At 71.7% G+C, this 12,785-nt stretch carries 12 protein-coding genes and 1 pseudogene; 6 read left to right on the forward strand and 7 right to left on the reverse strand.

The features are described from left to right. The first annotated feature begins 74 nt into the window (after window positions 1-74). The gene (nadA, locus tag OG390_RS14130) at window positions 75-1,259 is read left to right on the forward strand and encodes a quinolinate synthase NadA (RefSeq protein WP_399078319.1); all 1,185 of its coding nucleotides are present in this window, start codon (window positions 75-77) and stop codon (window positions 1,257-1,259) included. Between the two features lie 347 nt (window positions 1,260-1,606). On the opposite strand, the pseudogene OG390_RS14135 reads toward nadA, so the two are convergent. From OG390_RS14135 to OG390_RS14155, 5 genes and pseudogenes are all read right to left on the reverse strand, one after another. Continuing rightward, window positions 1,607-2,008: pseudogene (locus tag OG390_RS14135) on the reverse strand (efflux RND transporter permease subunit); the annotation flags it as partial. A 256-nt stretch (window positions 2,009-2,264) separates the two neighbouring features. After that, the gene (locus OG390_RS14140) at window positions 2,265-2,948 is read right to left on the reverse strand and encodes a response regulator (RefSeq protein ID WP_406167970.1); all 684 of its coding nucleotides are present in this window, start codon (window positions 2,946-2,948) and stop codon (window positions 2,265-2,267) included. After that, window positions 2,945-4,165: a sensor histidine kinase gene (locus OG390_RS14145; RefSeq protein WP_406167972.1), complete on the reverse strand. Its 1,221-nt coding sequence runs from the start codon at window positions 4,163-4,165 to the stop codon at window positions 2,945-2,947. Before OG390_RS14145 ends, OG390_RS14140 begins: the two co-directional genes overlap by 4 nt. Before the next feature lie 170 nt (window positions 4,166-4,335). After that, window positions 4,336-4,614 (reverse strand): hypothetical protein, encoded by a 279-nt coding sequence (locus OG390_RS14150; RefSeq protein WP_406167974.1) that lies wholly within the window; start codon window positions 4,612-4,614, stop codon window positions 4,336-4,338. A gap of 43 nt (window positions 4,615-4,657) precedes the next feature. Beyond that, entirely contained in the window at window positions 4,658-5,452 is a 795-nt protein-coding gene (locus OG390_RS14155; protein WP_406177653.1) for a PspA/IM30 family protein, read from the reverse strand. 267 nt (window positions 5,453-5,719) lie between these two features. Between OG390_RS14155 and OG390_RS14160 the strand changes: the two genes are divergently transcribed. The 3 genes from OG390_RS14160 (at window position 5,720) to OG390_RS14170 (ending at window position 8,289) form a co-directional block, all read left to right on the forward strand. After that, window positions 5,720-6,346, forward strand: coding sequence for a DUF3043 domain-containing protein (locus tag OG390_RS14160; RefSeq protein WP_406177655.1), 627 nt, complete (start codon window positions 5,720-5,722; stop codon window positions 6,344-6,346). Window positions 6,347-6,429: 83 nt separating this feature from the next. Next, window positions 6,430-7,131: a class I SAM-dependent methyltransferase gene (locus OG390_RS14165; RefSeq protein WP_406167976.1), complete on the forward strand. Its 702-nt coding sequence runs from the start codon at window positions 6,430-6,432 to the stop codon at window positions 7,129-7,131. 60 nt (window positions 7,132-7,191) lie between these two features. Further along, window positions 7,192-8,289, forward strand: a complete 1,098-nt coding sequence (locus OG390_RS14170; RefSeq protein WP_406167978.1) for a S1C family serine protease — start codon at window positions 7,192-7,194, stop codon at window positions 8,287-8,289. 257 nt (window positions 8,290-8,546) lie between these two features. Here the strand turns inward: OG390_RS14170 and OG390_RS14175 are convergent, their stop codons facing one another. Continuing rightward, window positions 8,547-8,759 (reverse strand): hypothetical protein, encoded by a 213-nt coding sequence (locus OG390_RS14175; RefSeq protein WP_099500908.1) that lies wholly within the window; start codon window positions 8,757-8,759, stop codon window positions 8,547-8,549. A 114-nt stretch (window positions 8,760-8,873) separates the two neighbouring features. Between OG390_RS14175 and OG390_RS14180 the strand changes: the two genes are divergently transcribed. After that, on the forward strand, window positions 8,874-10,073 hold the full coding sequence (locus OG390_RS14180; RefSeq protein WP_406167980.1) for a bifunctional adenosylcobinamide kinase/adenosylcobinamide-phosphate guanylyltransferase: 1,200 nt from the start codon (window positions 8,874-8,876) through the stop codon (window positions 10,071-10,073). A gap of 26 nt (window positions 10,074-10,099) precedes the next feature. On the opposite strand, the gene OG390_RS14185 is transcribed toward OG390_RS14180, so the two are convergent. Beyond that, complete coding sequence (locus OG390_RS14185; protein ID WP_406167982.1) at window positions 10,100-11,179, reverse strand: class I SAM-dependent methyltransferase; 1,080 nt, start codon at window positions 11,177-11,179, stop codon at window positions 10,100-10,102. A gap of 165 nt (window positions 11,180-11,344) precedes the next feature. On the opposite strand from OG390_RS14185, the gene cobT reads away from it, so the two are divergent. Continuing rightward, the gene (cobT, locus tag OG390_RS14190) at window positions 11,345-12,463 is read left to right on the forward strand and encodes a nicotinate-nucleotide--dimethylbenzimidazole phosphoribosyltransferase (protein WP_406167984.1); all 1,119 of its coding nucleotides are present in this window, start codon (window positions 11,345-11,347) and stop codon (window positions 12,461-12,463) included. Window positions 12,464-12,785 lie beyond the last annotated feature (322 nt).

A 12,785-nucleotide genomic window follows, 5' to 3' on the forward strand; every position in this document is an offset into this window, starting at 1 on the left:
GACGAAAAGGCATCGTTCCGCCGGGCCCGCTCCCTACGAGCCCGGCGAGCCGCAGAACAGAAAGGGTGCGTGTCGTGACCACCGCCCAGACCCAGGAGCTCGACGTACAGCCGACGCCCCTCGCCCTGCTGCTGCTCGGCCGCGAGGCCGACCCGAGGAGCGAGCGGGGCGTCGAGTGCCCCGGCGACCTGCCCTCTCCGTCCGACCCGGACCTGGTGGAGCGCGCCCGCGCGGCCAAGGAGAAGCTCGGGGACAAGGTCTTCGTGCTCGGCCACCACTACCAGCGCGACGAGGTCATCCAGTTCGCGGACGTCACGGGCGACTCCTTCAAGCTGGCCCGGGACGCGGCCGCGCGCCCGGAGGCCGAGTACATCGTGTTCTGCGGTGTGCACTTCATGGCGGAGTCGGCGGACATCCTGACGAGCGACGACCAGAAGGTCGTGCTGCCGGACCTGGCCGCGGGCTGCTCGATGGCCGACATGGCCACCGCCGAGCAGGTCGCCGAGTGCTGGGACGTGCTCACCGAGGCCGGGGTGGCCGAGCAGGTCGTGCCTGTCTCGTACATGAACTCGTCCGCGGACATCAAGGCGTTCACGGGCAAGCACGGGGGCACGATCTGCACGTCGTCGAACGCCCAGCGGGCTCTTGAGTGGGCCTTCGAGCAGGGCTCGAAGGTGCTCTTCCTGCCCGACCAGCACCTGGGTCGCAACACGGCGGTCCGCGACATGGGCATGTCCCTCGACGACTGCGTCGTCTACAACCCGCACAAGCCGAACGGCGGGCTGACGGCGGAGCAGCTGCGGGACGCGAAGATGATCCTGTGGCGGGGTCACTGCTCGGTCCACGGCCGTTTCTCGCTGGACTCGGTGAACGACGTCCGCGAGCGGATCCCCGGTGTGAACGTCCTCGTCCACCCCGAGTGCAAGCACGAGGTCGTCGCGGCGGCGGACTACGTGGGGTCCACGGAGTACATCATCAAGGCCCTGGAGGCGGCTCCGGCCGGCTCGAAGTGGGCGATCGGCACGGAGCTGAATCTCGTACGACGGCTCGCGAACCGTTTCGCGCCCGAGGACAAGGAGATCGTCTTCCTCGACAAGACGGTGTGCTTCTGCTCGACGATGAACCGCATCGACCTGCCGCACCTGGTGTGGACCCTGGAATCGCTCGCCGAGGGCAACCTGGTCAACCGCATCGAGGTGGACCGAGAGACGGAGCAGTTCGCCAAGCTGGCGCTGGAGCGGATGCTGGCACTGCCGTAACGCTCGCGCTGTGCGTGCGCCGATGGGGTGCCCCTCTTGCCGAGGGGCACCCCATCGCCTGTGTACGCCTTGGCGCCCACGCCGCAGGGCGGCTTCGGTCGTGCGCGGGTGCGGGGCCCCCGGCCGCTGCGCGGCCGGGCTTGTCCGCACCCACCCGCCCTTCAGAGAACTCCGGGACACTGCGTGGCCCTTGGCCCCCAGCAACGCCGAGGCCGTGCCCGCACGATCGTGCGGGCACGGCCTCAGTGTTTGTGGCACGGGCCTGAGTCCATCGGGCGGGGGTGGGTGGCAACGGGCCGGCGCGAAGCGGCCGGCGCGAAGCGGCCGGCGCGCGTCCGATCCGCTGCCTAGACCCCCGCCGGTTCCGGTTCCTCCTCCTGCGTCGGCGAAGACGGGAGCCCCGCCTTCGCCGCCCGCTTCGCCGCCCTTCTTCTTCGCCCGGCGCTCCTTGCGGAGTTCGATCACCGTGTACAGCGTCGGGACCAGCAGCAGCGTCAGCAGGGTCGACGTGATCAGGCCGCCGATGACGACCACGGCCAGCGGCTGGGCGATGAAGCCGCCCTCCCGGTGACACCCAACGCCATGGGGAGCAGGGCGAAGATGGTCGCCAGGGCCGTCATGAGGATCGGGCGCAGCCGGTGGCGGCCGCCCTCGATGACCGCCTCGACCGTGCCGTAGCCCTGTCGTCGGTACTGGTTGATCAGGTCGATCAGCACGATCGCGTTCGTCACCACGATGCCGATGAGCATCGCGATCGCTCCGAAGGCGAGCGCGATGATCGAGATCAACCCTATGAGGGCCCGTTGCGCGAGGCTGAATCTGGACAGCCAGGACATTGGGTGGCGGGTCTCTCTTCTGTGGCTTGAGCGGAACGTGGAGCAAGAGGGCGAGCACACCTGAGCGCCCCACGTCACACCCTGAGCCATGGAAAGGGCCCGATCCGTCGCCCCTGGGTCCATTTCCTTATACGGCTCCCACTCCAGGCGCAGTACGCCCAGGTGGAGCTCAGTCCGCCCTCGGACGGACCAGTCCGGACTCGTACGCGATGACGACCAGTTGCGCCCGGTCGCGCGCGCCGAGTTTCGCCATGGCCCGGTTGACGTGCGTCTTCACCGTCAGCGGGCTGACTTCGAGGCGCTCGGCGATCTCGTCGTTGGAGTGTCCGCCCGCGACCTGGACGAGCACTTCGCGCTCGCGCCCCGTGAGCGCGTCGAGCCGCTCGGCGCGGGCCGGATCCCGCTCCTCCTCCGAACCGTCGCCCTGCGCGAGGAACTTGGCGATCAGCCCTTTGGTGGCCGCCGGTGACAGCAGCGCCTCGCCACCGGCGGCGATCCGGATCGCGTTCAACAGCTCCTCCGGCTCGGCGCCCTTCCCGAGGAACCCGGAGGCACCGGCCCGCAGCGACTGCACCACGTACTCGTCGACCTCGAAGGTCGTCAGCATGACCACCCGTACGTGCGCGAGCCCCGGGTCGGCGGTGATCAGCCGTGTGGCGGCGAGACCGTCGGTCCCCGGCATCCGGATGTCCATGAGCACGACGTCGGCGCGCTCTTCGCGCGTCAGCCGCACCGCCTCCGCGCCGTCGGAGGCCTCGCCGACGACCTCCATGTCGGGCTCCGAGTCGACGAGCACCCGGAAGGCGCTGCGCAGCAGCGCCTGGTCGTCGGCGAGCAGGACACGGATGGTCATACGGAGTCCCCCAGGGCAGGCGTGCGGTTCTTGACCGGAAGGATCGCATGGACCCGGAAGCCGCCTCCGTATCGGGGACCGGCCGTGCAGCTGCCGCCGAACGCGGTGACCCGCTCCCGCATGCCGAGCAGCCCGTGCCCGCCACCCTCTTGTGGCCCGTCGTCCTGCCCGGGCCCGTTGTCGAGGACCGTGACCTCCACATTCGGTCCTACGCGTACGACGCTGACCTCGGCCTTCGCCTCCGCTCCCGCGTGCTTCTGCACATTGGTGAGGGCTTCCTGTATGACGCGGTACGCGGCGAGGTCGACGGCGGCGGGGAGGGTCGTGCCGTGGTCGCAGCGGGCGACTTCGACAGGGAGGCCGGCGTTGCGGAAGGTGTCGGCGAGTTCGTCGAGCCTGGCGAGGCCGGGGGCGGGTTCGGTGGGGGCCTCGGGGTCGCCGGACTGGCGCAGCAGGCCCACGGTGGCGCGGAGTTCGTTGAGGGCGGAGCGACTGGCCTCGCGGACGTGCGCGAGGGCTTCCTTGGCCTGGTCCGGCCGCTTGTCCATGACATGGGCGGCGACGCCCGCCTGCACGTTCACCAGGGCGATGTGATGGGCGACGACGTCGTGCAGATCGCGGGCGATCCGCAGCCGCTCCTCGGCGACGCGGCGGCGGGCCTCCTCCTCACGGGTGCGTTCGGCGCGTTCGGCGCGCTCGCGGATGGCGTGCACGAAGGCGCGCCGGCTGCGTACGGCGTCGCCCGCGGCGGCGGCCATGCCGGTCCAGGCGAAGATGCCGAGGTTCTCCTGGGCGTACCAGGGCATCGGTCCCGCGAGCATCGCGACCGCCGTCAGGACGGTCATCGTGACCAGTCCGACGCGCCAGGTCGTGGGGCGGTCGGTGGCCGACGCGACGGTGTAGAGGGCGACGACGACGGACATCGCCACCGGGGCCCTGGGGTCGCCGGTGGCCAGCTCCACCAGGGAGACGGCGCCCGTGGCCGCGAGGACCGTCATCGGGGCGCGGCGGCGGAAGACCAGCGCCGCGGCGCCGAGCACCATCAGGGCGATGCTGAGGGCGTTCGGGGTGCGGGCGCCCCAGGTCGCGCCGTTCTCGCCGTGCGGGTCGACGAAGGAGCCGGCGACCATGCTGGTGAGGACGCCTGTGGCCAGGGCGGCGTCCAGGGCGAGGGGGTGGACGCGCAGCCAGTCCCTCGTGCGCTCTAGGGTGCTCACTCCGTTTACGGTACGGGGACCGTGCGGGGCGTGGAACGGGTGCTACCGGGGACCACGGAGCGTGATGCCGCCCCCTCCGCCCCTGCCCATTCCCGTCCCTGGGGCTGCGCCCCCAGACCCCCCAAAAGATTGCGCAGTCCCCCGCGCCCCCAAGGGGCGCGGGGGACCCGTCAGCCGGGGATCAGGCCCTCGTCGCTCAGCATTTCGCGGACCTCTTCGAGGGTCGCGTCCGGGGACGGAAGGATCAGTTCCGAGGGTTCCAGCGCGTCGTCGGGAAGCGGAGCGCCGAGGCGGCGTACCGATTCCAGGAGCGCGCTCAGCGTGCGACGGAAGCCGGGCTCGTCGCCGCTCTCCATCTCGGAGAGCAGCTCGTCGTCCAGTTTGTTCAGTTCGGTGAGGTGGCCGTCGTCCAGCCTCACCTGCCCCTCCCCCATGATCCGTACGATCATGTCGCCCTCCTCAGGCGTGGGCCCCGATCAGTCGGTCACTCACTCACTGCTTGTCGAAGCGCGGAGTGTCCTGCGGCTGCGACGGGGACTGCGACTGCCCCGTACCGCCCTCGATCGCCTGCTGCGGCGAGGATCCACCGGCCAGCTCCGCCTTCATGCGCTGCAGCTCCAGCTCTACATCCGTACCACCGGAGAGCCGGTCCAGCTCGGCCTGGATGTCGTCCTTGGCCATACCGGACTGGTCGTCGAGGGCCCCGGAGGCGAGCAGCTCGTCGATGGCGCCGGCGCGCGCCTGGAGCTGCGCGGTCTTGTCCTCGGCGCGCTGGATGGCAAGGCCGACGTCGCCCATCTCCTCGGAGATGCCGGAGAACGCCTCGCCGATACGGGTCTGCGCCTGGGCCGCCGTGTACGTCGCCTTGATCGTCTCCTTCTTGGTACGGAAGGCGTCGACCTTGGCCTGCAGACGCTGGGCCGCGAGGGTGAGCTTCTCCTCCTCGCCCTGGAGAGTCTGGTGCTGCGTCTCCAGGTCGGTGACCTGCTGCTGGAGGGCGGCCCGGCGCGACAGCGCCTCACGGGCCAGGTCCTCGCGGCCGAGCGCGAGCGCCTTGCGGCCCTGGTCCTCCAGCTTGGAGGACTGGCTCTGGAGCTGGTTCAACTGCAGTTCGAGGCGCTTGCGGCTGGTCGCCACATCCGCGACACCGCGGCGCACCTTCTGCAGCAGCTCCAGCTGCTTCTGGTACGAGTAATCGAGGGTTTCGCGCGGGTCCTCGGCCCGGTCAAGGGCCTTGTTCGCCTTCGCGCGGAAGATCATCCCCATACGCTTCATGACACCGCTCATGGGCTTCGCGCGCCCCCTTCTGACGGACTCCAGCTCCAGGTACTGCAACAGAACCCACAGTACGGGCCCTGCATCCATTACCGCACTGTTCGGGGACGGATGCGCTCATCCCCAAGGACGACTGCTCACGGCACCGCTCCGGCGTAGGGAGTAGGTGGACCTCGGGGTCCTCCGGCCCCGCCACCCGGCAATGCCGTGCACAACGTCCCCTCTGTCCCACTACAGACGTCCGGTGTTGCCGGATCGTTCCCCGCTCGCATGACGTCCATGCCCCCGAACCCCGTACCCTTGGGTTTTGTGTTCCGTAGCCGTGCCAAGGAAGAGAAGGCCCCCGCCGACAAGGCGCCGGTGAACTTCTCCAAGCAGACCCGTGACCCGCAGGCCCCCAAGGGCCGCCCCACGCCCAAGCGCAGTGAGGCCCAGACCCAGCGTCGCAGCGTCGCCAATACGCCGACGACGCGCAAAGAGGCGGCCAAGCGGCAGCGCGACGATCGCCGTGCCGCGATGGAGCGGCAGCGTCAGGCGCTGGCCAGTGGTGACGAGCGCTATCTGCCCGCCCGTGACAAGGGGCCGGTGCGGAAGTTCGCGCGCGACTTCGTGGACTCGCGGTTCTGCATCGCCGAGTTCTTCCTGCCGCTGGCCGTGGTCATCCTCGTGCTGAGCATGGTCCGCGTGGGCTCGCTGCAGAACATCGCGCTGCTGCTGTGGCTCGTGGTGATCGTGATGATCGTGGTCGACTCGATCGGTATCGCGATCCGCCTCAAGAAGCAGCTGAACGCGCGCTTCCCCGACCAGCCCAAGAAGGGCGCGGTCGCCTACGCGCTGATGCGCACGCTCCAGATGCGTCGACTCCGGCTTCCCAAGGCGCAGGTCAAGCGCGGAGAGCGGCCCTGAGCACGACGTCTTTCTCCGGGGGCGCGGCGGATGCCTGGCTGAACAAGCTGGGCGGCCTGCGTGATGTCGTACGACAGGAGCTGGTGGCCCGGCAGCTCGACGAGCAGATAGCCGGGCGGTTCCCGGTGGGCCTGCGGCTGCGGATCCTCGATGTCGGGATGGGCCAGGGCACGCAGGCGCTGCGCCTTGCCCGGGCCGGGCATCAGGTGACCGGCCTGGAGCAGGACGCGAAGATACTCGCGGTGGCCCGGGAGGCGCTGGCCGCCGAGCCCGAGGGCATCCGGGGACGCGTACGGCTGATCGAGGGCGACGGCCGGGAAACCGGCGTCCACTTCCTCCCGGGCAGCTTCGACGTGGTGCTGTGCCACGGCGTACTGATGTACGTCGAGGAGCCGGACGCGCTGCTGGCCGGTCTGGCACGGATGCTGGCCCCCGGCGGGCTGCTCTCGCTGCTCGTGCGCAACGCCGACGCGCTGGCCATGCGGCCCGGGCTGTCCGGCGACTGGGCGGCGACGCTCGCCTCGTTCGACACGACCGCGTACACGAACCGGCTCGGCCTCGACGTCCGCGCCGATCGGCTCGCCACGCTGACGTCCACGCTCGCGGGGATCGGCGCGCCGTTGCACGCCTGGTACGGGGTGCGGGTCTTCACGGACACCGCGCCGGACGCGGCGCCGGTTCCGCCGGATGCGGAGAGTCTGCTGGCCGCCGAGGAGCGGGCCGGGCGGACGGATCCTTATCGCCAGGTGGCGGCGTTGCTGCACCTGTGCGGGGTGCGTGGCTGAGCGACCCGTTCGGGCGCGCATCGCAGGTCGGGCCGTCCCCCGGAAAGGGACACTTCGGGCATGGACGCTTCCCGTACGCCTGCCCTGCCCCACGCTCGTACCCGCACCCTCCGGCTCCTTGCGTCCCTGACCGTACTCGCCTGTTCGGCCGCCCTTCTCTCCGGCTGCACCGACGACTCCTCGTCGTCCAGGAAGGACGGTGCGACGACGACGCAGGCCGCTGTCCCCCAGGTGGCCAATGACCTCCAGGACGCCTATCTGAAGGTGATCAAGGAAGTCCTGCCGTCGGTGGTGCAGATCCAGGCGAGCCACGATCTCGGGTCGGGCGTGGTGTACGACGACAAGGGGCACATCGTCACCAACGCGCACGTGGTCGGGAACGAGAAGCAGTTCCGGGTCACGACGGCCAACAACGAGGACACGCTGACGGCGACGCTCGTCTACGCGTACCCGGAGCAGGATCTCGCCGTCATCAAGCTGGACAAGATCCCCGAAGGGCTGAAGGCGGCGGCCATCGGGGACACCGCGAAGGTCGAGGTCGGCCAGATCGTGCTGGCGATGGGGTCACCGCTCGGGCTCGCGTCCAGCGTGACCCAGGGCATCGTCTCGGCGACCGGACGCACCGTCAGCGAGGGCACCACCGACGGGGGCACGGGGGCCACCATCGGGAACATGGTGCAGACCTCGGCGGCGATCAACCCCGGCAACAGCGGTGGCGCGCTGGTCAATCTCGACGCCCAGGTCATCGGCATCCCCACGCTCGCCGCGAGCGACCCCAATCTCGGCGGCAGCGCGGCGCCCGGCATCGGCTTCGCGATCCCGGCGTCGATGGTGAAGACGATCACCGACCAGATCATCAAGGACGGCAAGGTCACCGACTCGGGACGGGCCGCACTCGACATCACGGGCCGTACGGTCGTCGACGACAACTACCGGCCCGCGGGCGTCGCCGTGGTCGCGGTGAAGAGCGGCGGCGCGGCCGACACGGCGGGCATCCGGCCCGGTGACGTCATCATCAAGGTCGGTGACAGCGACATCACCACGATCATCTCGCTCTCCGAGGCCCTCGCGGCCCAAAAGCCGGGCGACAAGACCAAGGTGACGTTCTTGCGGGGCGGAAGCGAGACCACGGTCGTGGTGACGTTGGGGGAGATCTGACGTCGGGCGGGCGGCGGGCGACCGCGGGTGGGCGGGCGACCGCGGCGGGCGGGTTGCCACGGTGGGCGGGCGACCGCGGCGGGCGGGTTGCCACGGTGGGCGGGCGACCGCGGCGGGCAGGTTGCCACGGTGGGCGGGCGACCGCGGCGGGCAGGTTGCCACGGTGGGCGGGCGACCGCGGCGGGCGGGTTGCCACGGTGGGCGGGCGACCACGGTGGGCGGGTTGCCGGGGTCCGGCCCCGGCAACCCCGACCGGCCTACTCCGGTTCGGCGTGCAGGCTCATCGGCCCGTAGATCTGCGTGCTGTCCTCGAAGAGGAACACCTGGTCCGCGCCGCCTTCGAGAAGGTCCTTCCACACCTCGCCGATCCAGGACTCGGCGTCCCCCTGCGTGGTGAACTCCTCGGGCTGCACCGCGGGTTGGACCTCTGTCCCGTCGGACTTCTCGAACCGCCACGTCCATGCCGCCATGTACGCCTCCAGGGTGTGAGCACACTGCACAGCTGAAGCCGGACAAGATCCGGCTCCACGTCCGAAGCCTAGCCGGGCGCGCAAGACCTGCGGCGACACGTAAAAATCAACCTCGTGGAACTGACTCTGCTCGGCACCGGCACACCCGAGGGCCTGCCCCGCCCCGACTGTCCCTGCGCGGCCTGCGCGACCTCGCTCGGCGAGAACGCGCGGGCGGCCACCGCGCTGCTCGTGGACGGCACCCTGCTGCTCGACCTCACGCCCGGCGCGGCGTTCGCGGCCGCCCGCGCCGGGCACTCGCTGGGCGGCGTACGGCAGGTGCTGCTCTCGCATCCGCACGACGGGCCCGCGGTGGAGGTGCCGGCCGGGCTGCCGCAGCCCGGGCGGGTGCCCGACGGGCGTGAGTTGGCGCTGCTCACCGGGCACCGGGTGCGAGCGGTGCCGATGGACGCGCCCGGCACGGGGTACGCGGTGACCGGGCCGGACGGTCAACGGCTGCTCTATCTGCCGCCGGGCGCGGCGCCCGCCGGGCTCGAAACGAACGGTGACACGTACGCCATGGTGCTCGCCGATGTGGTGGGGCGCCCCGATGGCCTGGCGAAGCTGCGGGCGGTCGGCGCGGTCGGGCCGACGACGGACGTGATCGCGGTGCACCTCGACCACGACGTGCCGCCGGGGCCCGAACTGCGGCGACGGCTCGCGGCGGCGGGCGCGCGGGCGGTGCCGGACGGGACCACGCTGGACGTGGGCGTCTACGAGGACGTACCGGACGTGCCGCGTCGCACGCTCGTGCTCGGCGGTGCGCGATCGGGCAAGTCGGTGGAGGCGGAGCGACGTCTGGAGGCCTTCCCCGATGTGCTGTACGTCGCGACGGGCGGCTCCCGGAACGGGGACACCGAGTGGGCGTCGCGGGTCAGCGCGCATCGTGAGCGGCGCCCCGGCTCCTGGCGCACCACCGAGACCTGCGACCTCGTCCCCCTCCTGGCGGAGTCCGGCCCTCCCCTGCTCATCGACTGCCTGTCCCTCTGGCTGACGGACACGATGGACTCCGTGAACGCCTGGGACGACGCGGAGTGGGCGGGCGGCGGCGAACGCGCGCTGCGCGCCCGTGTCGAGGAACTCACCACCGCCGTCCGCAACACTCGCCGCACCGTCGTCGCCGTCTCCAACGAGGTCGGCTCCGGCATCGTCCCCGCCACCGCGTCGGGGCGGCGCTACCGCGACGAACTCGGGCGGCTGAACGCGGGGTTCGCGGCGGAGTGCGAGCACGTGTTGTTGGTGGTGGCGGGACAGGCGCTGCCCTTGCGGGGTTGAGGGGGGCCGTGGAGCGGGTCGAAGGCTCACCGCCGCGCGATGATGCGGTACGCGTTGGAGAAGCGGGTGCGGCGGAACAACGGGGCGAGGGCGTGGTCCAGGACTGACGTCGTGGCCAGGAGGGGGTTGGACGCCCGGGTCAGGGCCGTGTGCAGCGTGCGCTGGAGCGGGGTCGGCGGTGCGGGCCGCCAGGGCGCGTCGAGGTCGGGCAGGGCGTGGCCGAGAGCCAGCGCGAGGGCGCCGGCGAGATCGTACGGGATGTGCGGTTCGCGACGGTCCGTCGCGACGATCGCGCAGCCGAGGGCCTCCAGTTCGCCGAGCAGGTTGGGCAGCGGCATCAGATGGAGGTGACGCGGCTGGCCGTACGACACCCACCACTTGCCCAGCAGCGCGCCGAACGCGCAGTCGGGGTCCGGGACTTCGACGAGCAGGTGCCCGCCGGGCCGCAGCACCACCATGGCGGCGCGCAGTTCCTCGCGCGGGTCGCGGGTGTGCTCCAAGTGGTGGAACATGCTGACGACGTCGTAGCGGGAGCGCAGCCGCTCGGCGATCCGGGAGTCGGTGAGCCGCCCCCGGTGCGCCTCCTCGACGCGCCCGGCCGCCCGCGCCTTCGCGACCCGCCGCGTGGCGTCGAGCCCGTCGAAGGCCGTGTACGGGTGGACCTCCTTGGCGACGGCAGGGAAGTGCCCGTGCCCGGTGCCGACGTCGAGCCAGCTCTCCGGCTCGGTGTACGGCAGCATCGCGCGAGCGGCGGCGCGATGGCGTCCGCGGCTGCCCCGGGCGCCGAGGAGCCGCACGGCGAGGCCTTCGATGGCGTCTTCCCGCAGATCCCTGAGGTCTCGCAGGTCCCGGTGGTAGAAGGCCAACCCCTCTGCCGTGAGCCGGGGGTTCTGGAAGGCGTGGGCGCAGTCCCCGCACTCGTCGACGACGAACGTGCCGGGCTTGCGCTGCACCAGATCCGACGTACGCAGCCGGGTGCGCAGCCGCCTCGAGCCGCACCAGGGGCAGTCGTCCCGGCGTGGTTCGTGGAACCGTCCGGTGCCCTGGGCGAGTTCGGCGGCGTAGGCGGCGCGGCGTTCGGCGATCGACTGCGGCGTGCGGGGCATGGGCGCTCCTGGGGGACGCGGGGCCGTCGGGGGGCGGCCGGAGGACCTGGGCGGGGACTACCGGGTCATGCGACAATCCGACACAAACCGTACGTAGCGGAACGGGATCCGGGGCGCAACGACGTGGCGCGGACGTGTTCGATCGCTGCCGGTACTGTTCGGCGAATGAGCTCGCTTAATCTCGACGACTTCACCGATCTGATCGAGCGCCCCGACGGAGGGGTGCGCCGGGACGCCGAGGCGCGCCGGGAGCGCCAGATCGTGCCGCCCGGGTCACTGGGCCGCCTCGACGACCTGGGTGAGTGGCTGGCGGCGGCGCAGTCCGCGGTGCCGGTGCGGCCGATCGAGCACCCGCGTGTGGTGCTGTTCGCGGGCGACCACGGGGTCGCCGAACTCGGCGTGTCGGCGCGGCCCGTCGGCAGCGCCGACCAGTTGGTGCGGGCGGTCCTGGAGGGCGCCAGCCCGGCCGCGATCCTCGCCCGGCGGCTCGGCGTGCCGGTGCGCGTCGTCGACATGGCGCTGGACTGCGAGCCGGACGGGCTGCCCGGCGAGGTCGCACGGCGTCGGGTGCGGCGCGGTTCGGGTCGTATCGACGTCGAGGACGCGCTGACTCTCGAGGAGGCGGAGGCCGCGTTCCGCGCGGGTGTCGCGGTCGCGGACGAAGAGGCGGACTCCGGTACGGATCTGGTGGTGCTCGGCGACATCAGTGTCGGCGGGACCACGGCGGCCGCCGTGCTGGTCGCCGCGCTGTGCGGGACCGACGCGTCGGTCGTGACCGGGCGGGGCGGGCGGGCCATCGACGACCTCGCGTGGATGCGCAAGTGCGCCGCCGTGCGCGATGCCCTGCGGCGGGCCCGGCCCGTGCTCGGGGATCAGCTGCAGCTGCTCGCGACGGTCGGCGGGGCGGACCTCGCGGCGATGACCGGGTTCCTCTTGCAGAGTGCGGTGCGCAAGATGCCGGTGATCCTCGACGGGGTCGTCTCCGCCGCGTGCGCCCTGGTCGGGCAGCGGGTCGCCTTTCGCGCGCCGGACTGGTGGCTGGCCGGCCAGAACAGCGGCGAGCCGGCCCAGGCGAAGGCGCTGGACCGGATGGCCCTGGAGCCCCTGCTCGACCACGGGGTGACCGTCGGCGAGGGCGCGGGCGCGCTGCTGGCACTGCCCCTGGTCCAGGCCGCGGCCGCCTTGGCAGCCGACCTGCCGGAAGCGGCTCCTTCCCCCGAGACGAAGCCCGCGAACGAGGCCTCCGAGGCGGACGAGAACGCGGACGAGGACGCCGACGAGTAATCGCGATACGGCCGTTCGGCACCAGCACCGAAATCCGCCGCCGCGGCTGTGCGCCGTGGCGGCGGATTTTCCTTGCCGGAAGCAGAGGTGGCTGCGACGGCGACCGGCACCGACGGACAAGTCGAGGGCCGCCTCGGCCGCCGACCGAGACGGGCAGGCGGGCGGGAAGCACCCGGCGCGGAGCCGCGTGACCACAACCGTTCCGGGGCCACCTCGACCGCCGACCGAGACCGACAGGCGGGCGGGAACCACCCGGCGCGGAGCCGCGTGACCACAACCGATCCGGGGCCACCTCGACCGCCGACCGAGACCCGCGGGTGTG

The organism is Streptomyces sp. NBC_00996 (assembly GCF_045162675.1).
Lineage (GTDB): Bacteria > Actinomycetota > Actinomycetes > Streptomycetales > Streptomycetaceae > Streptomyces.